Here is a 21,778-nt window from a genome sequence, read left to right on the forward strand (position 1 = left end):
CCCGGCGCCGCGTCTTCATCTGGGACATCGGCGAGTGGGTCCTGACCGACGACCACCGGGTGTGGCGTGTCGCCTTTCTCAGGGGAGGCGCCCGGTGAAGCAGCATCTGATCCACACCCACGGCGACCTGATTCTCGTCATGGGCACCGACGGGCAAGTCCGTGCCTACGAGGTTGAAGCCGACGGGAGCCTCACCGAGGCAAAGCCCGCAGTCGCTTTGGCGCTGCGGGAATCCCGTGACATCGCAGCAGGTGACCCTGATGTCTGACGAAACGTTCACCATCAACGGCGTCACGGTCACCGCCCGACTGCTGGCGATGGCCCGTAACGAGCTGGCCCGGACCAGCGTCTTCAACGCCGGGTTCATCCCTCGGTTCGACCAGCTCACCGAACACGAGCAGACCATCTCCGTGCTCGACGCCGGCAACTACCTGAAGGCGCTCGCACGGATCGTGCCCGGGGTGGCGGGTGAGCCGACGTGACCGGCTACAACGTCCGCGAGCGTGTCTACGTCACCCCCGCCCAGCAGGAGGTGCTGCGGCTGCTCGCTGAAGGGGACACCGACCAGGAGATCGCCGCCACCCTCGGCGTCTCCAAGGGCACGGTCGAAACGCACATCAAGGCGCTGCGCTGGGCGTTGACCGCCTGCAACCGGACCCATGTGGTGGCCCGCGGCTACCAGGAAGGGCTGCTGCCCACCGACCGGAAGGTGACGTCGTGACCGAGATCCCGAACGAGCGCGAGTGCTGGTACCACGCCGCCGACTGCCTCAGCGCCGCCTACAAGGAGCTGGGCGACGCGGGCGACGACCTGCGCGGGCTGGCCGACCCTGGGTTCTTCAAGGCTCTCGCCGAGGCGAAGGACGCCATCAACCGGGCCAAGAACGAGATCCGCGCGTGAGCACCGCCGGTCTCGATCTCACCCCCGAGATGGTCGACCTCCGGCGGCGTCGTGCCGTGCGACTGGTTCAGGCCGGCGACACCGTGGCGGAGGCTGCGGCGCGGGTTGGGGTGCATCGGCGGACGGTGGAGCGGTATTTGGCGTGGATGCGACGCAACAGCAATTAGTTCAACCACAACACAAATTAGAGACCTGCACATTTACAAAGGAGCGCCCGTGATCATTTCTGTGCCAGAAATCGGCCCGATGATTGCGGGCCGCACTGTGCCCGGCGTCAACACCCGTGCGGGTGGATCTCCTTGCAGGGCAACGGAATTCACGTCCGAAACGGGGAGCGACACGCCCGGGAAATCGCACAGATGTCGTAAGATAAAAAGACGCGCGGCCATTGGTGTTGGTAGCACCGCCGACCGCGCTAACCCGACCCGCTTCTCTACCCCAGAAGCCAAGAGAAGGGAGGGCCAGGCTGTGCAAAAGCTTATGGCCCCAGCGTACGCCATTTATGGCAGACCCGCAGCTACGTCGAGATGTCAAGCTGTCACGATCTTGACCGTGGCGGTGGTTGTCTGATGGCACGCATCCGCTCCGTGAAGCCCGAGTTCTGGGATGACCAGGAACTCGCCGAGCACGTCTCTCGCGACGCCCGCCTGCTGTACATCGGCCTGTGGAACCTCGCCGACGAGCACGGACGACTTCGCGGCGACTCCAGGTTCATCAAGGGCCGCGTCTTCCCCTACGACGACGACCTTGACTTCGACGGCGTGACCCTGCTGATCGCCGAACTGGCGTTGGCCGGCAAGGTCGTTCCGTTCCGGACGGCCGTGGGGATCTACCTGTTCCTGCCGAATCTAGCCCAGCATCAGCGCCTGGAACCCGAAAAGGTCGCATCTCGCCTACCGGACCCGAACGATCAAGACTCTGACCTGCTCAGCCCGCGTGCCCTGGTCGACGCCAACCGATCCGAGTCCCGCGCAGATTTGTCCGCGCGGCGCGCAGAGAAGATTGCGCTTCTTTATGGAGCATGGAGCATGGAGCATGTGTCTGCAGACGCGGACTCCGCCGCGACACACACGCAGACCGAAGCCGACGAGTCCGACGACGAGCCCGATGACGGATCAACCGACGAGCAGCCCGACGCCGGCGAGTCGAAGGCAGCCAAGAAGGCACGGTCGAAGGAGGGCAAGCTTCCTTCCACACATCCCAATCTGACCTGGTCTGCCGACGAGATCAACGTGGACCCGGAGTGGATTAAGTTCTGGACGGTCTACCCGAGCATCAAGGACAAGAACGCAGCGCGGACCAAGTGGCTCGCTGCCCTCCGGGCCAAGGTTCCCCCGGAGACGATCCTTGCCGGTGCGGAGCTATACGCGCTCGAACGAGCCGACGAGAATCCCAAGTTCAACAAGAACGCCGCTACCTGGCTGCACAACAAATGCTGGGAGCAGTACGGCGAACCTGACAAGCCGCAGTTGTCTCATAGCTCCGACGAGTGGTGGAACAACTGATGTCCGCCCTAACCGAACTCGTGCTGCCGAAGCTTGAAGCAGTCAAGCCATCCGGCGGCGGCTACATGGCCCGCTGCCCCGTCCACGACGACGGCTCCGCCAGCCTGTCCCTCGGTATCGGGAAAGACCACCCGGTGGTTTTCCATTGCCACGCCGGCTGCCACGCTGATGACATTCTCGCTGCTCTCGGTTTGTCATGGGCGGACCTGTCGAAACCGCGCGAACAGATCGACGACCGATTTCAGCAGCCCCGCCGCAGTGGCCTGCCCTACACGGCGGGTGGGTTCGTCGCCCACTACGACTACACCGACGAACAGGGTGCGCTGTTGTTCCAGGTTCTGCGCACCGCGGACAAGAAGTTCCGACAGCGGCGACCCGACCCGGACGGCAAAAACGGCTGGACCTGGAAACTGGGCGACGCACGCCGAGTCCTGTACCGGCTACCCGAGGTGATTCAAGGAGTCGCCGACGGCAGGGTCATCCACATCGCCGAGGGCGAGAAGGACGTCGAGAACCTGCGCAAGCTCGGAATCGTGGCCACCTGCAACTCCGGCGGTGCAGGGAAGTGGAGGCCCGAGTACTCCGAGTTCCTCCGCGAGGCAGTCGTTCTGATCTGTGCCGACAAGGACGATCCCGGCCAGGCTCATGCCCGCCAGGTCCGCGACTCGTTGCTGGACGTCGGGGCGACCGTCATCATCCTCGAACCCTTGGTCGGCAAGGACATCTCCGATCATCTGGCCGCGGGCTACTCGCTCGACGACGCCGAGGTGACATGGCGCAACGACCAGCCAGCGAAGGTCGACTTGGCGCCAGACCTCGACCAGTTCCTCGCCGTGGAGGACGAGCCTTACGACTGGCTGGTCGAAGGACTTCTGGAGCGCGGTGACCGGATCATCCTGACCGGCTTCGAAGGTCTCGGGAAGTCCGTCCTGTCGCGGCAGATCTCCATCTGCGTCGCAGCCGGCGTTCACCCCTTCAAGCACGCTATCGACATCCCGCCCCGCCGGGTCCTCGTGATCGACTGCGAAAACTCCGCATCGCAGAACCGCCGCAAGTACCGGGACCTGCGTGACGCCGCCGCCAAGTACAACCACAAGGTCGAACCTGGCATGTGGCGGATCATCCACCGGGTCGACGGTATTGACCTGACCACTCGTGAGGACGCCGAGTGGCTTTTGGAGCGAGTCACCGCTCACCAGCCAGAACTGCTAGTTATCGGACCCTTCTACCGCCTGCACAACGCCAACATCAACGAGGAAGGCCCGGCGAGGGCGACTGTCGCGGTACTCGACCGAGTCCGAGCCGCCGTTAACTGCGCTCTCCTGATCGAGGCGCACGCCGGCCACGGAGAGCAGGGGCTCAAGCGATCGGTCCGGCCGACCGGATCATCGCTATTGATGCGCTGGCCCGAGTTCGGCGTCGGCATCGTCCCCTGCGGGACCACCGAAACGGGCGGGCCGAACAGCACGGTCGAAGTTCGGCACTGGCGAGGCCAGCGCGACCAGCGCGAGTGGCCGAGCTACCTCACCTGGGGCGACGTAGGCCACTGGCCTTGGAAGATCGCCCTCGGCGCCCCCGTTCCCAAGCGCATCCCTTCGCAGCCCGGCCCCCGAAAGGACTTCCACCATGACCAGTGACCGCCTGCTGCCCGCCCAAATCAACTGGGCATGCGGAACCTGCAAGAACCCGATCCTGACCGGCGTCGTGCACCTCAGCTTCAGCGAGATCAACCAAGCTGTCTCCGCCCGCGAGGAGTACGAGCGGCGTTCGAAGGAACAGCAGGAGCACGGGTTCATCAAGATCGGGGACCTGGCGAGCCTGATGTCGATCCCCCGCACTGTCCGGTGGGCCGCAGTGTGCGACGGATGCCGGCGACTTGAGGACCATCACTGCGGCGACTGCTACGCCATTGAGGTCACGCAGATGAGGTCGGTGTTCTCCCTGTTCAAGTGGACCCGGCACCTGCACAAGAAGTCGTGGTTCGGGGTTACCGACTGGATCGACTTCGCCGCGGACATTGCCGACGCGAACGGGCCGGCGTGGGAGTCCACTGGCGTTCGCTGACCTGACGCGGGACCGGCCTGATCTCAGCAAGCCGGTCCCGCTCCCCCATCCTGCACGACCCCACTGAAGGGAGATCTACATGGGCCGCGATTGGAGCCCGATCGCCTACGACCACGAGGCGATCCGCGAGATCGTCACCGAAGTGCGCAACGGCCTGCCGGTGGAGCGCGTCAAGTACCGGAAGATTCCGCACGTCGGCGAACTGGTTGCGTGGCGCGACCGCAAAGCCTGGCGGGTCACGGCAGTCTTCGAGCGAGACCAGGCGAACTGGGACGACCAGACCACGAAGGTGTGGGAACGCGAAGGGATGCCCGACCCGGCGACCTGGCCGGGTCGTGAACGAGCAGTGCGTCTCCAGTCCGCCACCGACCCCAAGGATCGGGAACCTCACCGCGCGATCTACCCGTGGGCCAGCAACGACCAGTGGTGGCCGCTGCGCGAGCAATACCCGGTCTGCAACGACTGCGGGCTGATCTGGCCGTGCCCGTGCGACGAACGCAACGATGAGGCTGTCGCGGCGATGAAGGAGTTCAACCGGCTGGCGGGAATCATGCCGGGTTGTTGTTGGGCATGCGGAGACCCCGTCACGGGCAGACACCATTCGATCGTCTTTGCTGGAGAGAACCTCCTGATGCCCGGCGCCGGCCCGGCCGTGTTCCACACCTCGCATTCGCGGAAGGCGAAGCGGGGCACCTGTCGCGGGCAGGCTGAGGACTACGAGCGGCAGTGGGTTCTGGCTGAGCCTGGCCGGCGGGTGCGTCTCCGCTGCTCCGGGGTGTTGTACCGGCATCTGTCGGCCAGCGAATGCACGACGGGTGAGCGGTGCGTCGGGGTTGAAGCCACCCACCCGGACCATGCGCACTGCACGACCCGGTCTTACGCGTCGTGGACGAATGGCCAGGCGGTGGAGAACCCACGTCCGTTGACCAACTGCGGGACGCGCGGATGCCGTGGCCCGAAAGCGCCAGTCGACGCGAATGCGGACTCGCGCGCGGCCTGATCCTCAGCGGGGAGCGGAACGCCGGTAACGCTCCGCTCCCCACCCCATCTTCCTCCACCGATTGGAGATCCACATGACGACCGAGTTCGAGGTCGCCAAATACGGCCAGGTCACCCACGTCAGCCATGAAGGCATCGCGCTCGGCGCAGAGGTGGCCGACTACGTAAACCGCTGGATGAACGCCACGCCTGAGGAGCGAGCCCAGTGGGCGCGGGAAGCAGAGAACATGCGCCGTCAAGAGCGCCTGGGCCTGCACACCGAGGAACTCACCCTGGAGTCGCTGCTGGCGCGGGTCGAACGCTGGGGCTGGTCCCGCCAGTACGTCGAGCACCTGGTCCAGCCGTACTGCGAGTGCGAGGACGGCCGTGACGGCTGGGAGTACTGCCAGCACGCCCGCGACCTGGGGCTGGTCTGATGGCTGACGTGATCGCCCTGCTCGGCGGGGGCATCCTGCAAACCCACGACCCGGTCCGATGCGCCGGTCAGGTCTGCTGCATCCATAACTCGACCGCCCATCACATGGTCGCCTGGCCGCAGGTCTGGCGGTCGGACTGGGGCGGCTTCATGGAGCGGCAGTGCCCGCACGGCATCGGCCACCCTGACCCCGACGACCTGGCTGTGCGCACCGTCGAGGGCATGGGTGTGCATGGCTGCGACGGATGTTGCCGCAAGCGCAAGGACGAGGCGCCGTGACCAGCCTGACCGACCATGCCCAGCAGGAAGTAGCCCTGCTGACCCGCATCGCCATGGACGCCGGCCGCGATCTGGTCGAGCGCGCGGAAGCTCTGCTGACCATCCACCAGCGCTGGGAGATTGGGGGATGCGTGTGCGGCTGGGCCGAACTCGGCAGGTCGCATCCCGGCCACCTGGTCGACAGCTCACCCGCGCTGGCTTCCTCGTCGTTGCCGAGCTGCCGCGCCAGTGCACCGAGGAAACCCGCTCGTGGGATCACTTCACCTCGGAGCAGGCGGACAGCTACTGGATCCGCTGCACGCTCTCGGGCCCGCACGACGAGCACGAGGATGAGCACACCGGGCTGACGTGGCGCACAGATGCGTCGAGGCGTGGGCTGCGAGGATGAGCGCGTGAGCATCCTCGCCAAGACCTGGGACGACCTCGTGCGCGGCTTCTGGGCCGGCATCGACTGGCTGTTCGGGTGAGCGCCGTGGATGACATCGCGACCTGGCTGACTGCCCAGATCAACGACGACGAGCGGGTAGCGCTCAAGGCCAAGGCCATGCGCTACGACCTGCCGACGGATGCGCCATGGGAGCGAGAACGGATCATCGCCGACCAGATCGGCGGCACCTCGAAAGCAGTCGCCGTACACCGCATCGTCGCGATCTTCGCCAACCCGAACCGCGTACTGGCTGAGATCGACGCCAAGCGCCAGCGCATCGCCTGGCTGATGGCCCAGCAGCACGACATGCCGGAGGGCTTCCCGACCTACGACTCGTGTCGCCTGCTCGCCCAGCCCGGAGAACTTGGCGACCTGGAAGTCGGCTACTGCTCGTGCGGGCTGGATGGGTGGCGGACGCAGCTTCTCCGGTTCGAGGCGCTGCCGTACGAGGACCGCGCCGACTACCCGCCGGAGTGGCGGCCGAAGCCGGTCAGCTGAGCCTCGTCGGACACGAACCGGGCACCCGGGAGCGAACTACAAGCCTGTTCTTTAACGCCAGATCTTGATGCTGACCTGCGGGAACGTCACGCTTGACCTTGTCGGGACGCCCGGGACCGCGGAAGCAATGGGCCACTGAAGGTCATGCCCACCCACCGGCCGGGCGCCCTCGACGCACACTGGTCGGGTGTTCCCGCAGCCGACCATCCCCGAGCTGAGGCGCTGTGCGCGCTGCTCCAAGCCAGCCCGCGCTGACCGGATGGTTCAGGGCTTCGGGCGTGACTGCGCGACCCGGCTCGGCTTGATCGGCGGCACCACGGACGTCGGTCAGGACGGCCCGGATCTGCTCGACGAACTCGGCGAGGGCGACCAGTGCGACGGCTGGGACCGCTGAGCCGCCCGAGAGCCCCGTAGCGCCCTTCCGGGTGTCAGCCCATGCACCAGTCGGCCCCGGGCTGGTACAAACGCCCTGTGACCCCTCAGCCCGCCTGGCGCCGCTACTCCAAATGCGCCTCCAACGCCTGTGCCGAAGTTGCCCCCACCGACGGGCAGGTCCTCATGCGTGACTCGAAAGACCCCCACCGGGCGCCCCTCGCCTTCTCGGACACCGCATGGGCCGACTTTGTCGAGGCCATCCAGGCCGGCGAGCTCGAGGACCTCCTGTGACCCCTAACCCTGCCTGGCGTAAGTCGAGCCGCTGCGCCTCCAACACCTGCGTCGAAGCCGCGCCGATTGGCGACACAGTGCTGATGCGCGACTCCAAACATCCTGGACAGGCGCCGCTGGAGCTGAGCGCAGCCGACTGGGCCGGATTCCTCGAGGCGGTCCAGGCCGGCGACTACGAGGAGGCTGTGTGACCGCAGACATCCTCACCGACCTCGACAGGGCAATCGCCGGCTCATGTCCGTGCGGCGCCGAACCCCGCCCCGACTCGCCGTACTGTTCATACGACTGCGAGCCCAACTGGCGCGGCGACGACACCATCAGCGACGTCGACCGGACCCCCATGCGCTGGCGGCCCGACTTGGTCACCGAAGCCGAAAACCTGCCCCTGCTCGACTCGTACCGGCGAGGCCAGCACCACGCGCAAGTCTTCGACCGGCCCGGCACCGACCGGATCCACTTGCGCCTCGACGATGGACATCGGTTCGTCGGCTGCGACATCCAGGCCGGTGACAACGAAGGCCAGGAGGCGGCCTGGGCGAGACTCGAACGGGAACTCGGCAACAGGCGGCACCTCGAACCAGCGGAAGACGACGCGTGGGCGGACATCGCCGCGAACGCCTGCTCGTGCGGATGTGACGGCGATTGGCGGATGTCCGAGAGCGAGATCCGGGTCGCCTCCCACCCGCGCTTCCCGCAGTGGCTGGCCCAAGCCGTCGAGCGCGCCGAGGAACACCAGCGGTCGATCGTGGTGGCACAGTCGCGCGCAGCAGATCCGCGCGCACGAGGCACCGTGTTCATCGCCCCCGTCGATGCGCCGCTCGACCGGCCCAGCCAGTGGGTTCCCCTCGGAACCGTTGTCGACGACGGGATCAACTGGCCCCTCGGTGGTGATGTGAGGAGCGGACCGGTCACCGTCCGCCTGGACAACGTCACCGGCCTGCTCGCACCGCCCGTCGTCTTCGGTCCACTGCGCACAGCGCTTGCCGGGATGGCTCGGACCTTCGAGCTGACCAGTGGCCAGATTGACGCCATGATCGCCCGGGTCCTTCCCGACCGATGGAGCGACGCGGAAACCGAGGATGAGCCTGAACATCCCCTCGCCCGGATGAACGCCCGCCGGCAGAACACCAGCCACGGCCCGCAGCAAACCCAGCGACCGCCCAGGCAGATCAGGCCCAGAGGCAGATAAGCAGACGGCGCCGAACCTCCCCGATCCGGCGCCGCACACCACCCCTCGCCTACCCAGCGATCAAGCACCCGCAAAGGTACCCCACCCTGCGCAAACGAGGTGCTACATGGGCTCATACTGCGACTGCCTCTGCCACACGATTTCCTACGCAGCCTGCGACGTCCCGGGCGGCTGCGGCAGCACCGGCTGCGGCCAAACCAGGACCGGCAGCTGCGTCACCTGCCCAGTGATCCGGCCGGACTCCAAGGCACGCGACCCGCACAACCCGCCCGTCTGCGACGGCGACCGCACCCTCATCAACCGGTGGCTCGGCGAGATCGCCGGCCTGGTCGCCGACCTCACCAACGACGAACCGGCAATCGTCGACGACCGCCGGCACGAACGGTTCGCCACCGTGTACTTCGAAGGCGGCATCCGGCACGTGTTCAGTAAGGGCCTGTTCCCGTCCGACCCGGTGTCGGTGCTCGGCGGGGTCGCCCCCATCAACTCCCGGTCGAAGCAACCCGACGTGTCCGGCAGCCGCGAACGGGCAGTCCCGATCAACATCAACCGGCTGGATCTGATCGCTCCGGCCCGCGTGCAGAACCCCACCCGCGACGCCTCAGGCAACGACCACCAGCAGCATCTCGTCCCGCAGGTGCGGCTCAGCTCGGAGTTCCGGCCGGTCACAGCCTCCTTCGACGGTAAGGAGATCACGCAGCAGGTCCGCGACCGCGAATACGTCCGCGACCGCGACGGCAAGCTCGTCATGATCCCCGCAGCCGAAGAGGCGGGGGGACTGTCCGTCGCGACAGCACTCGACGAGTGGGTCCGCGACATCCGGCACCGCATGTTCGCCGACCAGCATCTTCCCGCCGCCACCGTCGACCAGATGGTCATGTGGTTGCGGGTGCGCCTGGACGACATCTGCGACGGCTACCCGCAGGTTGCCGACTTCGCGCTGGCGTTGAAGCAGCTGCGCGGGGCGCTGCGTTCGGCGACCGGGCAGAGCGAACCGCCACCGCAGCCGTGCGACGGAGTCACCTGCGCCCGCTGCGACCAGCGGGCACTGTTCCACAAGCCCACCGACACCTACCGGGCCGAATGCGGCAACTGCGGCACCCTGTACACCGACGACGAATACACGGCCATCGTTGAAGAACAGGCCGCCGCCGTACGTCGATAGCCTCACCTGCGGCGACACGATGCCACCGGATGTTGCAGACCCAATTGATCGCCTGTAATTTGGGGCCAGCGCGAGCCATGCCCGCCGCAGCCTTCAGAGCCTCGAGACCATTCGGTCCCGGGGCTCTTCCGCGTTTCCGGGGAGGTAGCCGTGCAGAACCCCGACGTCCGCGTCCCGCCCTGGTTCGCCATCAAACGGTTCGGGATCACCCCGCAAACGTTCGACTACTGGCGCGCCTCCGGGAAGATCACCCCCGATGAGGACGGCACCTATCGGTGGGGTGACCTGCTCGAAGTCGAAGCTGCAACTCGCAACTCCCCCAACTCGCGGCGCGGCGTCAAGGTCACCCGCAACCCCAACTGGCCGGCCCTCGACGTCAACTCGTCCGGGATGTCGCACGCCTGCTGAACGGCGGTTGCCATGGCCGCCCGACGCCGTGTCTGGATCCACCGGGCCGCCACTGGCGCCTGTGTGCTGCTCGCCGTCCCGGGCGTCCTGTGGTGGAAAGACTCGATCCTGTTCGTGATCCTGCTGAGCCTCGCCACCCAAGCCTGGACGTCGTACGGCGCAGCAGAGGCGGCCGACGACAGCGAACTACGCCGCGAACTCGAACAGATCCGTAACCTCCTCGAGCAGCGGAGGAGCGACGGTGGCTGACCAGCCAATCGGCCCCATCCTCGACGGCCTCGGTGTCGCCATCGACCTCAACGAGGGTGACCTCGTCGAATCTGCTTTGGTCATCGCCAAGGTCGTCAACGCCGACGGGCAGACAACCGTCGGCCTGTTCGACAGTGCCGGAATGGACTGGCTTCGCCCACCCGGACGACGACTGACCAGCGAGTGATCCTCCTCGGCCGCCTCGACACAACCACGGAGGCCGACATGATTTGCGATCCGCGACTCAGCCTCAAACACCGCATCCGCCGCTACCTCGGCACCCACCTTCTCCCCCACCTGGAGGACCACATGACCACCTTCGTCACCCTGCTCAACGGCCTCGCCGCCCAGCAGCAGGAAGCCTCCGCCGCCCAGCAGGCCAGCTTCGTCAACCTGCACAACGCCATCGGCCGGCTCGACCAGTCCGTCCGCGACCTCGAGCAGGCCGTTGCCAACGGCGACGCGTCCCCCGAGGTCGAGGCCAAGGCCGCCGAGATCTCCCAGGCGCTCGCCGACATGAAGTCCGCGGCCGACACCGCGGACAACGGCTTCGAGCCCGTCGAGGAGCCCCCGGCCGAGGAGCCGGCTCAGCCCGAGGCGCCGGTCGAGCCGGGTACCGAGACGCCGGCCGAGGGTGACCGCAACATCTGACTTCCGGGTGGCTCGGGGGACGTGCGATCCGCGGGTTCGAAGCCTGCGGATCGCGCCGTCAACCGACAGTCACCACCGACCGGCTTGTTCCCAGGGAATGAGACGAGTTCTCGGGTGGCTACCCCCGACGTATTACGCAGCGTGAGATCGGGGTGAGAGCGTGTGCCCCGCATCCCAGACGAAAAGCGCGCCGCGGTCCTCGCCGACGTCAAAAGCGGCGAGAAGAGCCGCAACCAGATAGCCCGTGACCACGACGTCTCCGTCGGCTCCGTCACCAACATCGCCAGAGCCGCCGGGATGACCGATGCGTTTGACCGGTCATCCGTGGAAAACGCGACACGCGCGGCAGTAGCGGACAACCGCTCCCGCCGTGCCGCTCTCGCGTCGGCACTGCTCGACGACGCGGACAAGTTCCGCGCCCGAGCCTGGGGCAAATACGAGTACTACGAGCGCGGCCAGTTCGGGCCCGAGCTCGTCAGCCTCGACAAGCCGCCCTTGCGCGATGCCAAAGAGGCGTACGTCGCCCTGGGCATTGCCCTCGACAAGCACGTGGTCCTCGAGCGGCACGATGCCACCGACCCGGGCGTGATGGGTTCGCTGCTCGGCACCCTGCTCGACGGGCTGCAGGCGAAGCACGGAACCGGCGATGCCTGACCTTCGGTTGTCGCCGAAGCAGGAACTGTCGATCGCGCACTCCACCGCCCGCGTCAACGTGTGGACTGGTGCGGTCCGTTCGGGCAAGACGATCGCGTCGCTGCTGCGCTGGCTGATCTACGTGGCCAACGCGCCCCGCGGCGGACAGCTGATTGTCGGCGGCAAGACCTTCGACACCGTTGCTCGCAACGTGTTCGGCCCGCTCATGGACCCGGAGATCACCGGCCCGGCCGCGAAGCTAATCCACTACACGCGCGGCGCGCCGACGGCCACGATTCTCGGCCGCACCGTCGAGATCATCACGGCGAACGACTCCCGCGCCGAGAACCGGCTCCGTGGCATGACCTGTGCCGGCGCCTATGTCGACGAGGCCACCCTGGTTCCCGAGGCGTACTGGACGCAGCTGCTCGCCCGGTTGAGCGTCAAAGGCGCGCAGCTTTTCGCCACCACCAACCCGGACAACCCGTCGCACTGGCTGCGGAAGAAGTTCCTCAACCGGGCCGGCGAGTTGAACTTGAAGTGGTGGCACTTCACCCTCGACGACAACACCGCCCTCGACCCGGCGTACGTAGCTTCGCTGAAGCAGGAGTACACCGGGCTCTGGTACAAGCGGTTCATCGATGGCCTGTGGGTGGTCGCTGAGGGCGCCGTGTACGACATGTGGGACCCGGACCGCCACGTCATCGACCTGCTGCCGCCGATCTGGCGGTGGATCTGCGCGACCGTCGACTACGGCACGTCCAATCCGTTCCACGCGCTGCTGCTCGGCATCGACGCCAGCCAGACGATCTACGTGGCGTCCGAGTGGCGCCATGCCGCCCGCGACACCCGGCGCTCGCTCACCGACGCCGAGTACTCGGCGAACCTGAAGAACTGGCTGGCTGAGTACCGGGCAACGGCGAGCCACGCGGCCGGCGTGACTCCCGAGGCGATCGTGGTCGACCCGTCGGCGGCATCGTTCATCGAGCAGCTTTGGCGCGACCGTATGACTCCCACCCCGGCCGACAACGCGGTGGCCGACGGGATCCGGCTGGTATCGAGTGTTCTCGGCGCCGGGAAGCTGAAGGTCCACCGGTCGTGCAAGGCGCTGATCGACGAGTTCCCGGGCTATTCGTGGGACGACAAGAAAGCGATGCGCGGCCTGGACGCTCCGATCAAGGTGGATGACCACGGGCTTGACGCCCTGCGGTACGGGGTGAAGACCACCGAGGGTGCGTGGCGCCGGCCCAACGGCTTCCAGATGCCGCACACGCCACATGCTGGCGAACCGGACCTGATGACGGCAGCGATGTAGTCCCTCAGTACGGCGGCGGCCGGTGCTGGCGGGAGGTGCCCGGGTTCAGGCTCCCGAAGATTCGAGCAGCCTGCGACTTTTTGGGCGTGGGGTGCTTTTTATTCTCGCCGTCCACGTACCAGTTATCCCCGTTTTTGCAGACCACGAAGTATGCCGAGCCTTCACGGCCGTCCGCTGACACCAGGTAGTGCTCACCAGGGTCAACATCCCAGTCGAAGATTCTGTGAGTCGTCACGAGCACCAGCTTGGCCGCTGGTTTCGGAGTCTGCGTCATGAACGCGAAACTCCGATGTTGCGGGGGTGTTCAGTCGTGTCCGCCCCCACCTCGACGAAGGGCTACGTCGACCCGTACGCGTTGGGCAACAACTCGTTCGCGTCGCTGTACACCGACATGCTCGAGCACGTCCCGGACCTGACGTTCCCGATGTCGGTGCCGGTGTACGCGCGGATGCGCCGCGACCCGAAACTCTCGTCGATCGTGCAGGGCTGGACGCTGAACCTGCGGCGCTCGCAGTGGCAGCTGGACCCGGCGGGCTGCCGGCCCGAGGTTGTGCAGCTGGTCGCCGACGGCACCGGCCTGGCGATCAAGGGCAAGGACGAGCCGGGTGCAGCGAGGCTGCGTGGCGTGTCGTGGGGCGACCACCTGAACGCGGCCCTGCGCTGTGTGCCTTTCGGGTTTTCCGCGTTCGAGATGGAAGCGGAGATCACTGACAAGGCGCAGCTCACCGGCCTGTGGGAGCGCCCGCAGTGGACGATCTCCCACATTCACACCGACGGCAAGACCGGGCTGCTGACCGGCGCCACCCAGGATCAGGCGGCGAAGCTCGACGCCCCGCAGATGCCGGCGAAGAACCTGGTCTGGTACGCCCGCGAGCGTGAGGGTTCCAACTGGGCCGGCACGTCTCTGCTGCGCGCCTCCTACGCCTCGTGGCTGATCAAGGAGGAGGTTCGCCGGCACTACGGTGCGGCGAACGTCCGCTGGGCCATGGGTGTCCCCGTCATGGAAGCCCTGCCGGGAACGAGCCCAACCCCGGCGCAGATGACCGAGGCCATGCAGATGGCTGCCGCAGCACGAGGCGGGATCCAGGCCGGCGCCGCCTCCCCGCCTGGGTTCGCCATGAAGATCCTCGGCATCAGCGGGTCGCTGCCCGACTCGCAGGCGTTCCTGCGCTGGCTCGACCAGCAGTGCACCGCCAGCGCCCTCATGGGTGCGTTCGACCTCGGCGAAACCCCCAACGGGTCCCGGGCACTCGGGAACGTGTTCGTCGACGCCCTGCACCTGGCCCTCGAATCCGAGGGTGAGTTCATCGCCGATGTCGCCACCCGGCAGATCGTCGCCCGGATCGTCAATTGGAACTTCGGCGAGGACGAGCCTGTCCCCCGCGTCGTAGTGTCCGGTGTCGGTTCCCGGCGTGAGGTCACGGCCGAGTCTCTGCAGCTGCTGCTGTCATCGGGTGCGCTCGCTGCCGACCCGGGTCTCGAGGCGTGGGTTCGCCGGGAGTACCGGCTGCCCGAACGCGAGGGCATGGCCCCGCCGAAGGTGACAGCCCCAGGCGTGGACCTGCCCGAACCGGGCGAGGCGGCCGACGGCGAGCCGACCCAGGTTGCTGCCGCCGCGCGCCCGCGGGGACGTCGCAAGCGCAGCACCGCCCAGCCGACCCTGTTCGGTGACGACGAAGCGGACGCGGCCCGTATCCAGCGGCAGTGGGATGACGCGAAGGCTCGCCTGCTGAAGCGCTGGCCGAAGCTGGCCGGGCCGATGGTGGACGAGCTTGCAGACCAGGCCGAAGCTGCCGTCGAGGCAGGCGACCTGGCCCTGCTCGGTGAGCTGCAGGTGTCCGCCGGCGTGGTCGCCGCGGTGGCGGTGCCGCTGCGCAAGTCGGGCACCGATCTGGCGGCCGAGGCTGCGGCGGGTGTCGTGGAGGAAGCCGCGGGCCAGGGCGTCGACATCGCGGCGCCGGATCTGCCGGGCCGCGATCGGGTCGAGCAGCACGCGGACGCGGTCGCACGGATCATCGCGTCCGGCTACGCGTCGGGGGCGGCACGGATCAGCCTGCAACTCGCGGGCGTTTCCGCGGCCGAGGTGAAAGGCGCGGTCGCGGCACACCTGACCGACCTGGGCACCTCGGAGAACGGGCTCGTCGGGGAGAACATCGGCGGGCTGCTCTCGGCCGCACAGCATGCTGGCCGACTCGCGGTGCTTGAGAAGCATCCAGCGACGGCTTACCGCGCGGTAGAGGTGTCTGACGGGCCGAACAGGTGCAAGCCCTGCGCCGAGGTCAACAACCGTCGTTACGACACGCTCACCGAAGCACTCAAGGACTACCCGACCGCCGGTTATCGCGGCTGCCTCGGGCGCAGCCGCTGCCGGGGCGGGATTCACCCCATCTTCTAGCTCGATCACCTCGACCTCGAAAAGGAGGCCGGAGTGGAGCAGAAGCCCAGCGTCGGTCGCGTCGTTCACTACGTCTCGTACGGCACCCCCGGCGGCGAATACGCGAGCGAATGCCGCGCGGCGATCGTTACCGAGATCCCCGAACTGGTCGGCAGCACAGCAAACAACAAGAGCTACGTCGTCGGTCTCTGTGTGCTGAACCCGACTGGCATGTTCTTCAACCGCGAGGTGTGGCACCGGGGGTCCGGACCAAGGCGGCACGTGGCATTGGCCCGAGAGGGTGTGATGCCAGATGCCTGAAGTCGCACTCGCTCGCCGTGAAGGCGTTGAGCTGATACGCACAGGGAATTGGGCCGCCTCCACAGGCAGTTGGAACCCGACCGCCAAAGACATCCTCGCCGCCGTTGAGGCGATGAAGTGCCCGGCGGTCGGCAAGCCGATCCTGAAGATCGGCCACCTGGACAAGCGGTTCGCCCCAGACCTCAGCCACGACGGTGAACCGGGCATCGGCTGGGTCGACAACCTTCGCGCCGAAGAAGACGGACACCTACTTCTCGGCGACTACGTCGGCATGCCCGCCTGGATCGACCAGGTCATGGCATCCGCATGGCCGAAACGGTCAATCGAGGGCAAGTACAACTACCGGTGCGCCCTGTCCCACACCCATCACTTCGCACTCGACGCCGTGTCGCTGCTGGGCACCACCCAGCCAGCAATACCCACGCTGCGGTCCCTCAACGATGTGGCCGAACTGTACGGCGTTGACATCGCCGCCTCCGAGGACCACTCCGGGGACAGTGTCTATGCGGTGGTGGCCGCCGCCGAGGTACACACCGGCGCGATGATCGCGCTCGTTCCCACCGCCGAAGACGCCGTGCGGTTGTCAGTCGACGACGGGCTGCCCGTCGAGGAAATCCACCTCACCCTGGCCTACCTCGGTGAGGCCGCAGACCTTGGCGCGCAAGGCAGGCAGGACGTCATCGACTCCGTGTCCCGCGCCGCGAACGGCCTGCCCCATCTGGCCGCGGACGTTTTCGCGGCGGCGGTCTTCAACCCAGGCGACGCGCAGCCGGATCGGGACCCCTGCCACGTCTACCTGATCTCCGGTGACCTGGTCGACGCTGTTCACGACCTGACCGACGAAGCCCTGTTCGACGTCCTGTTCCCCGGGCCGTCACCGATCCCGGCGCAACACCGCCCCTGGTTCGCGCATGTGACCGCCGAATACACGAACGACCTTGCCCGCCTCGCCGAACTGACAACCCGGATGGGGCCGATCACGTTCGACCGGATCCGGCTGGCATTCGCCGGCGAGGTCGTCGACATCCCGCTGATCCCGCCCGACGAGCAGGCGGCATGGGAAGCCCAGTACGGGCCGGTCGCTGCATCCGCAGCTGACGTCCATACCCGCATCGCCACCATCCGCGCCTCCCGGGCGCAGGTAGAGGTGTCAGCCGCTCACCCTTTCGACGAGTCGAAACACAAGCGGGACGGTGACGGCCAGTTCGCCCACACGGCAGGCGCCGGCAAGGGCGACAAGCCTGTCCCCTCCGCCCAGAAAAGCCGCGACAGCCTGAACATGGCCGGGCGTATCGCTCTCGGCGACGGCGAAACGCTCGTGTCGTCGGGGAAGGTCAAGGGCGGCGAGTTCTCCACCGCCGACACCCTCATGGCTGTCACCAGCAGCGGCGATGGACCGGGCATGCGGTTCGGTGTCGTCGGTTCCGACGATGCCCGCGACTGGGACGGGTCCGGCGACTCGACGGTCCGCCTCGACGAGGACGGGATCGGCCACCTGTGGGATGCGGTCTCCGGCTTCGACGACCAGATCAAAAAACGTTCCGAGGAACGCCGCACCCAGCTCGCCGAGCATGAGGCGAACGTTGCCGCCCTGCACGACAAGGCCAACGACTGGTATGCGGGTCTACCCGCAGACGAACAACGGTCCCCGGCGAACTTGGCGAAGTTCCGGCAGATGCGGGCCGCCGCGTACCGGGCCGAAGAGGACGACGCCCCGGGCGAGGAGTTCGAAGGCGACATCGTCTCGGTCGACGCTGCTGATGGAGGGCAGATCCAAGCCCAGCTGTACGGCCGGTTCGACGGCGACAAGCAGCACTGGGAAGTCCAGGCCGTAGTCCGGCCGGCGGGCGCGGAGGGCTGGGACTTCGGAACCGCTGTCGGCAACGACCACCACACGACCTGGGAGCCGAAACAGCTTCGCGAGATGGCCCGAACCCTGGACCGGCTCACTGTCGCCGACGACACGGTCAGCGCCTCGGCCCCGGCAGATGGGCAGACCTTGCACCTCGGCTGGAAAGCCTCCGACGTCGGAGGCGCCCTCGCCGATGCCATTCGGCGACAGGTCGATTTGAAGTACGCCGGCATCCCCAATCTCCCGGCCGCCGAGCCGGAGCACGAAATCAACCCCGATCCGAAGGAGGACCTTGTGTCCACCGAACTGAGCGGCATTCGCTCGCGGCTCGGCCTCGACGACACCGCCGACGAGCAGGCGATCCTGTCCGCTCTCGACGAGCTGAAGGCGAAGGCCGACACCCCCATCACGCCCGAGCCGACCCCGGAGATGGTCGCCGCTTCCGCTGCGGCCGTCGAGAAGGCCGAGCTGGCCGAGGCGGAGAAGGACGAGCTCCGCAAGGAGGTCACCGTCCTCGCCTCCCAGGTGCAGACGATGTCGGCGAAGCTCGCCGCCACCGAGGCCGAGAAGGCGGCGACCGTGAAGGCGTCCGTCATCGGTGAGGCTGCCCGTCTGGGCAAGTTCACCCCCGCCGAGCGTGAGCAGTGGGAAACCGACTACGACGAGGCGCCCGGCGCGATCACCCGCGTCCTCGCCTCCATCGCCCCCGGTACCGCTGTCCCGGTCATGGCGTCCGGCACCGCCGGCACGCCCGAGCCGGTCGACGGCACCGACGACGACTGGGACGCCATCGTGGCCCGCCTCGACGGCCCCAGCGCGAAGGCGGTCTGACCATGGGCGCTTACGAACCGAAGTTCCTGTACGCCGACGAGGTCACCGCCACGTTCTCGGCCACGACCACCGGCGGCCAGTCCGTGATCGTGTCTGGCAACGGCACTCTCGGCCCGGCTACCGCTACCAGCCCAGCGTGTGTCGGTGTCGCCGCGAACGATGTCGCCGCGAACGACCGGGGCTCCTTCTTCCCCCGAGGAAAGATCCACGTCTCGACCGCGTCGGGTGCCATCACCGCCGGCGCCCGCGTCGACACCGGCGCGGCCGGCACCGTCGCATCCGGTGCGGCCAGCGTGAACAACATCGGGATCGCCCTCACGACCGCTGCGGACACCGCGCTGGTCGAGTGGATGGAGATCTAGCCCCACCCCTCGCACCAACCGCTCTTCCCAGGCCCCACGCGCTGCGTGCCGGGCCTTTTTCGTGTGCCCGGCAACCGGGCGAAGCTGAAAGGTGACCCCGAATGCCGGGCGCATACCCTCCCGCCGGACCGACCCTGTCCGGTGATCTACTCACCATCCACCGCCTCCTGCAGAACCCCACCTACCTGCAGCGGCGGCTCCGCACCATCGCCGAACTCCGGTTCGTCGCGGACCGGATCCTCACTCAGCGGCTGCGCTCGTCCGGCGGCGCGGTCGCCTACGAGACGGGCGAGCCGATCGTGAACTCGCGGGCGATCGAGTCGGTCGCCCCGGGCGCCGAGTACCCGCGTGACACCCCGGCGGACGGCACCGCCGCCCTGGCGAAGGTCAGCAAGTGGGGTCAGGCGGTCCAGCTGACCGACGAGAAGCTCAAGCGCAGTGTGTACATGGGCAACGAGCTGAACCGCACCCTGCGCAAGACAGCCAACACGGTCATCCAGAAGATCGACAAGCTGTCCACGGCGGCGATCGGCTCAGCAGTGACGAACACCATCGCCGCGACCGCCGCGTGGAACAACGCCAGTGCCGCCCTGTTCAGGGACGCGGAGCTGGCGGCTGCGAAGGTCGTCGACCTGGGTCAGGGTTTCGACCCGAACACGATCCTGCTGTCGACCACCAAATACGCGCTGATGATCACGGATCCGGCGATCGCGGCCCTGCGCCGTCGGGAGGCTTCGGACAACCCGATCTACGGCGGGGACATCGAAAAGCTGGGCAAGTACCAGATCATCGCGACTGCCGCGTCGAACCTCCCGTCGGACGACGTGTGGGTGTTCGACCGCGAGGAACTCGGCGGTATGGCCGACGAGGTCGAGCAGGACCCTGGCTACTCGACGATGGACAACAACCTTCAGTTCCAGGTGGAGCGGGTCAACAAGCGGGACTCGTGGGACATCTGGGCGCGGCGCATCACGGTGCCAGTGGTTCTGGAGCCTGCCTCCGCCATCAAGATCACCGGCACGGGGAGCCTCGGCTGATGAGCGACATCTACCAGGTTGTCGCCGAGTGCGCCCACGTCACCGTCAACTCGCCGATGGGCCGCGTCCTCAACCTTCTCTACAAGGGTGCGCTCGTCCCGGCCGACGCGCCGGAGCTGCCGCGCCTGCTGGACATCGGATTCGTCGCGAAGATCGGCGGCGAAACCGGCGGAGTCGACGCCGCCGGAATCCCGGCGGGAGCTCGCGAGGTCGAAGTTCCCGTCGGCGTCACCTCCACCCCGGTCGCCAAGACCGAGAAGCAGCTCAAGGCGGAGCAGGACGCCGCCGACAAGGCGTCCGCTGACGCTGACCTCGCCGAGAAGCGGACTGCCGCGAAGGCGAAGCTGCCCGCTGACGGCTCCGTCCCTGACGGCCGAGCGGGCAAGGACGTGTTCGTCGAGTTCCTGGCCGGCAACGGCTACGACTACGACGAGGTGGCCAAGGTGCAGGACAAGGGCGAGCTGATCGAGCTGGCCAAGAAGGTCGCCGACAAGCGGTCCTGACGAGTCGTGGGCGCCGGTGCGGACGGCCGGCGCCCACCCACCTCGGGGGTGGCGATGTTCGACCTCTTGGATCGTCTGTTCCACTTCGGCCAAACCACCAAGCAGCGCCAGCTCAGACGAGGGCGGGCAGCCCTGGCGGGGTTCCGGCTCGACAGCATCTGGCTGCATAAGCGGCCGTTCTCCGACCAGTACGACGGCGACGACCATCACGGCGGCTACTTCTCGGGCGGTGGCGGCGGAGGTCGAAGCGTCGCCGACGACGGCCCGAACCGAAACATCTAGCAACGTTCCAGCCGCTTCGGGCGGCCATCTTCTGCTGCCCGAGGAGGGCCATGAACCCCATCCGTACGTGCCCGATCTGCACAGGCACCGACGACCACCCCCGGCACGTCATCGACGTCGCCGACACGACCATCGCCGTGCACATGGACTGCTGCGCGACCGCCCGCAACTGCGACGTCTGCAAGGCGCAGCTCGCCGGGGTCGGCGGGGTCAAGGGCAACCCGAAGGGCGATCGCCTGCGCGAGCACCTGCTGACGACTGGGCCTGGCGCTGACCAGCCCGGCTGGACGGCTCCTGTCGTCCTGGAGGAGGTGGCCTGAGATGGCGAACAACATCGTCGCCGCCGAGGCGAACAGGCTCCTCGACGCCTCCTGGGGTGTCGCCAGTTACACAGCCCCGACGGGGGCAATGAAGCTTGCTCTGGTTTCCGTGATCGGCTCGAACACGGCGGCCGGCACCGAGGTCACGGGTGGCTCGTACGCCCGACAGACCATCACGATGGGCTCGGCGAGCTCGGGGGCGAACGCTTCGTCGGTCGCCTGCAACTACACCAACATGCCCGCCACGACCACCGTTGGAGTGGATGTCTACGACTCCAACGGTTCGCCGCGCCGGGCCTGGTGGGGAGCCTTGACCGCCAGCAAGACCACAGCCTCAGGTGACTCGCTCTCCTTCGCCATCGGAGCGATCACGAGCAGCATCATTTGACGCTCCTGCGAGTGGGGTGGTCGCGCCTCCAGCTCAGCAACTCGGACTCCTGCCACAGGACGGTGCGTCCGATGCGGGTTGGCTGAGGAAACCCCTTGAGGCGCAGCGCGTAGTCGTACACCGATTTGCGACTGATGCCAAGGAT

General features: G+C 67.3%; 34 protein-coding genes. 32 read left to right on the forward strand and 2 right to left on the reverse strand.

The annotated features are described in order from the left end of the window. The first annotated feature begins 94 nt into the window (after positions 1-94). From Ato02nite_RS03280 to Ato02nite_RS03390, 23 genes are all read left to right on the forward strand, one after another. Positions 95-268 carry a hypothetical protein gene (locus Ato02nite_RS03280; protein WP_213004845.1) on the forward strand — a complete coding sequence of 58 codons (174 nt, stop codon included), beginning with the start codon at positions 95-97 and terminating at the stop codon, positions 266-268. Continuing rightward, positions 261-482 carry a hypothetical protein gene (locus Ato02nite_RS03285; RefSeq protein ID WP_213004846.1) on the forward strand — a complete coding sequence of 74 codons (222 nt, stop codon included), beginning with the start codon at positions 261-263 and terminating at the stop codon, positions 480-482. Before Ato02nite_RS03280 ends, Ato02nite_RS03285 begins: the two co-directional genes overlap by 8 nt. Next, positions 479-721, forward strand: coding sequence for a response regulator transcription factor (locus tag Ato02nite_RS03290; RefSeq protein ID WP_213004847.1), 243 nt, complete (start codon positions 479-481; stop codon positions 719-721). Before Ato02nite_RS03285 ends, Ato02nite_RS03290 begins: the two co-directional genes overlap by 4 nt. Further along, positions 718-900 (forward strand): hypothetical protein, encoded by a 183-nt coding sequence (locus Ato02nite_RS03295; protein WP_213004848.1) that lies wholly within the window; start codon positions 718-720, stop codon positions 898-900. The genes Ato02nite_RS03290 and Ato02nite_RS03295 overlap by 4 nt, the downstream gene beginning before the upstream one ends. A gap of 29 nt (positions 901-929) precedes the next feature. Continuing rightward, positions 930-1,067: a helix-turn-helix domain-containing protein gene (locus Ato02nite_RS52930; RefSeq protein WP_369076916.1), complete on the forward strand. Its 138-nt coding sequence runs from the start codon at positions 930-932 to the stop codon at positions 1,065-1,067. Positions 1,068-1,469: 402 nt separating this feature from the next. Beyond that, a complete protein-coding gene (locus Ato02nite_RS03305) occupies positions 1,470-2,405 on the forward strand; it encodes an LvrA C-terminal domain-related protein (protein ID WP_213004850.1) in 936 nt (311 codons plus the stop codon). Beyond that, positions 2,390-4,042 carry an AAA family ATPase gene (locus tag Ato02nite_RS03310; protein ID WP_213004851.1) on the forward strand — a complete coding sequence of 551 codons (1,653 nt, stop codon included), beginning with the start codon at positions 2,390-2,392 and terminating at the stop codon, positions 4,040-4,042. Before Ato02nite_RS03305 ends, Ato02nite_RS03310 begins: the two co-directional genes overlap by 16 nt. Beyond that, entirely contained in the window at positions 4,032-4,469 is a 438-nt protein-coding gene (locus tag Ato02nite_RS03315; protein ID WP_213004852.1) for a hypothetical protein, read from the forward strand. Before Ato02nite_RS03310 ends, Ato02nite_RS03315 begins: the two co-directional genes overlap by 11 nt. Positions 4,470-4,548: 79 nt before the next feature. Continuing rightward, positions 4,549-5,469 (forward strand): hypothetical protein, encoded by a 921-nt coding sequence (locus Ato02nite_RS03320; protein WP_213004853.1) that lies wholly within the window; start codon positions 4,549-4,551, stop codon positions 5,467-5,469. Between the two features lie 73 nt (positions 5,470-5,542). Next, a complete protein-coding gene (locus Ato02nite_RS03325) occupies positions 5,543-5,884 on the forward strand; it encodes a hypothetical protein (protein WP_213004854.1) in 342 nt (113 codons plus the stop codon). Next, complete coding sequence (locus Ato02nite_RS03330; protein ID WP_213004855.1) at positions 5,884-6,162, forward strand: hypothetical protein; 279 nt, start codon at positions 5,884-5,886, stop codon at positions 6,160-6,162. The genes Ato02nite_RS03325 and Ato02nite_RS03330 overlap by 1 nt, the downstream gene beginning before the upstream one ends. Before the next feature lie 472 nt (positions 6,163-6,634). Further along, positions 6,635-7,087 (forward strand): DUF6221 family protein, encoded by a 453-nt coding sequence (locus Ato02nite_RS03335; protein WP_213004856.1) that lies wholly within the window; start codon positions 6,635-6,637, stop codon positions 7,085-7,087. 259 nt (positions 7,088-7,346) lie between these two features. Further along, on the forward strand, positions 7,347-7,481 hold the full coding sequence (locus tag Ato02nite_RS52430) for a hypothetical protein (protein ID WP_281419685.1): 135 nt from the start codon (positions 7,347-7,349) through the stop codon (positions 7,479-7,481). A 41-nt stretch (positions 7,482-7,522) separates the two neighbouring features. Then, positions 7,523-7,753: a DUF397 domain-containing protein gene (locus Ato02nite_RS03345; protein ID WP_213004857.1), complete on the forward strand. Its 231-nt coding sequence runs from the start codon at positions 7,523-7,525 to the stop codon at positions 7,751-7,753. Then, complete coding sequence (locus tag Ato02nite_RS03350; protein WP_213004858.1) at positions 7,699-7,944, forward strand: DUF397 domain-containing protein; 246 nt, start codon at positions 7,699-7,701, stop codon at positions 7,942-7,944. The genes Ato02nite_RS03345 and Ato02nite_RS03350 overlap by 55 nt, the downstream gene beginning before the upstream one ends. Continuing rightward, on the forward strand, positions 7,941-8,942 hold the full coding sequence (locus tag Ato02nite_RS03355; RefSeq protein WP_213004859.1) for a hypothetical protein: 1,002 nt from the start codon (positions 7,941-7,943) through the stop codon (positions 8,940-8,942). Before Ato02nite_RS03350 ends, Ato02nite_RS03355 begins: the two co-directional genes overlap by 4 nt. A 106-nt stretch (positions 8,943-9,048) precedes the next feature. Next, a complete protein-coding gene (locus Ato02nite_RS03360) occupies positions 9,049-10,107 on the forward strand; it encodes a hypothetical protein (RefSeq protein ID WP_213004860.1) in 1,059 nt (352 codons plus the stop codon). A gap of 150 nt (positions 10,108-10,257) precedes the next feature. Beyond that, a complete protein-coding gene (locus Ato02nite_RS03365) occupies positions 10,258-10,515 on the forward strand; it encodes a hypothetical protein (protein WP_213004861.1) in 258 nt (85 codons plus the stop codon). Between the two features lie 12 nt (positions 10,516-10,527). Next, on the forward strand, positions 10,528-10,764 hold the full coding sequence (locus tag Ato02nite_RS03370) for a hypothetical protein (RefSeq protein WP_213004862.1): 237 nt from the start codon (positions 10,528-10,530) through the stop codon (positions 10,762-10,764). Next, positions 10,757-10,951: a hypothetical protein gene (locus tag Ato02nite_RS03375; RefSeq protein WP_213004863.1), complete on the forward strand. Its 195-nt coding sequence runs from the start codon at positions 10,757-10,759 to the stop codon at positions 10,949-10,951. The genes Ato02nite_RS03370 and Ato02nite_RS03375 overlap by 8 nt, the downstream gene beginning before the upstream one ends. A gap of 38 nt (positions 10,952-10,989) precedes the next feature. Then, complete coding sequence (locus Ato02nite_RS03380; RefSeq protein WP_213004864.1) at positions 10,990-11,415, forward strand: hypothetical protein; 426 nt, start codon at positions 10,990-10,992, stop codon at positions 11,413-11,415. A 162-nt stretch (positions 11,416-11,577) separates the two neighbouring features. After that, entirely contained in the window at positions 11,578-12,069 is a 492-nt protein-coding gene (locus Ato02nite_RS03385; protein WP_213004865.1) for a hypothetical protein, read from the forward strand. After that, positions 12,062-13,363: a PBSX family phage terminase large subunit gene (locus Ato02nite_RS03390; RefSeq protein ID WP_213004866.1), complete on the forward strand. Its 1,302-nt coding sequence runs from the start codon at positions 12,062-12,064 to the stop codon at positions 13,361-13,363. The genes Ato02nite_RS03385 and Ato02nite_RS03390 overlap by 8 nt, the downstream gene beginning before the upstream one ends. 4 nt (positions 13,364-13,367) lie before the next feature. Here the strand turns inward: Ato02nite_RS03390 and Ato02nite_RS03395 are convergent, their stop codons facing one another. Continuing rightward, positions 13,368-13,637 (reverse strand): hypothetical protein, encoded by a 270-nt coding sequence (locus Ato02nite_RS03395; protein WP_213004867.1) that lies wholly within the window; start codon positions 13,635-13,637, stop codon positions 13,368-13,370. A 36-nt stretch (positions 13,638-13,673) separates the two neighbouring features. Here Ato02nite_RS03395 and Ato02nite_RS03400 point away from each other — a divergent pair, with 36 nt between their 5' ends. The 9 genes from Ato02nite_RS03400 (at position 13,674) to Ato02nite_RS03440 (ending at position 21,633) form a co-directional block, all read left to right on the forward strand. Then, on the forward strand, positions 13,674-15,758 hold the full coding sequence (locus Ato02nite_RS03400; protein WP_213004868.1) for a phage portal protein family protein: 2,085 nt from the start codon (positions 13,674-13,676) through the stop codon (positions 15,756-15,758). Positions 15,759-15,791: 33 nt separating this feature from the next. Continuing rightward, positions 15,792-16,058: a hypothetical protein gene (locus Ato02nite_RS03405; RefSeq protein WP_213004869.1), complete on the forward strand. Its 267-nt coding sequence runs from the start codon at positions 15,792-15,794 to the stop codon at positions 16,056-16,058. Between the two features lie 112 nt (positions 16,059-16,170). Then, complete coding sequence (locus tag Ato02nite_RS03410; RefSeq protein ID WP_213004870.1) at positions 16,171-18,741, forward strand: phage protease; 2,571 nt, start codon at positions 16,171-16,173, stop codon at positions 18,739-18,741. Between the two features lie 2 nt (positions 18,742-18,743). Beyond that, positions 18,744-19,103 (forward strand): capsid cement protein, encoded by a 360-nt coding sequence (locus Ato02nite_RS03415; RefSeq protein ID WP_213004871.1) that lies wholly within the window; start codon positions 18,744-18,746, stop codon positions 19,101-19,103. 101 nt (positions 19,104-19,204) lie between these two features. Beyond that, on the forward strand, positions 19,205-20,140 hold the full coding sequence (locus tag Ato02nite_RS03420) for a phage major capsid protein (protein WP_213004872.1): 936 nt from the start codon (positions 19,205-19,207) through the stop codon (positions 20,138-20,140). Then, on the forward strand, positions 20,140-20,643 hold the full coding sequence (locus tag Ato02nite_RS03425) for a hypothetical protein (RefSeq protein ID WP_213004873.1): 504 nt from the start codon (positions 20,140-20,142) through the stop codon (positions 20,641-20,643). The genes Ato02nite_RS03420 and Ato02nite_RS03425 overlap by 1 nt, the downstream gene beginning before the upstream one ends. 54 nt (positions 20,644-20,697) lie before the next feature. Further along, the gene (locus tag Ato02nite_RS03430; RefSeq protein WP_213004874.1) at positions 20,698-20,925 is read left to right on the forward strand and encodes a hypothetical protein; all 228 of its coding nucleotides are present in this window, start codon (positions 20,698-20,700) and stop codon (positions 20,923-20,925) included. Between the two features lie 50 nt (positions 20,926-20,975). Continuing rightward, positions 20,976-21,245 carry a hypothetical protein gene (locus tag Ato02nite_RS03435; RefSeq protein WP_213004875.1) on the forward strand — a complete coding sequence of 90 codons (270 nt, stop codon included), beginning with the start codon at positions 20,976-20,978 and terminating at the stop codon, positions 21,243-21,245. 1 nt (position 21,246) lies between these two features. Further along, positions 21,247-21,633 carry a phage tail fiber protein gene (locus Ato02nite_RS03440; protein ID WP_213004876.1) on the forward strand — a complete coding sequence of 129 codons (387 nt, stop codon included), beginning with the start codon at positions 21,247-21,249 and terminating at the stop codon, positions 21,631-21,633. Here Ato02nite_RS03440 and Ato02nite_RS52935 read toward each other — a convergent pair. After that, the gene (locus Ato02nite_RS52935; RefSeq protein WP_369076917.1) at positions 21,626-21,778 is read right to left on the reverse strand and encodes a helix-turn-helix transcriptional regulator; all 153 of its coding nucleotides are present in this window, start codon (positions 21,776-21,778) and stop codon (positions 21,626-21,628) included. The two genes, Ato02nite_RS03440 and Ato02nite_RS52935, sit on opposite strands and share 8 nt — an antisense overlap.

This window comes from Paractinoplanes toevensis (genome assembly GCF_018332695.1).
Classification (GTDB): Bacteria; Actinomycetota; Actinomycetes; order Mycobacteriales; family Micromonosporaceae; genus Actinoplanes; species Actinoplanes toevensis.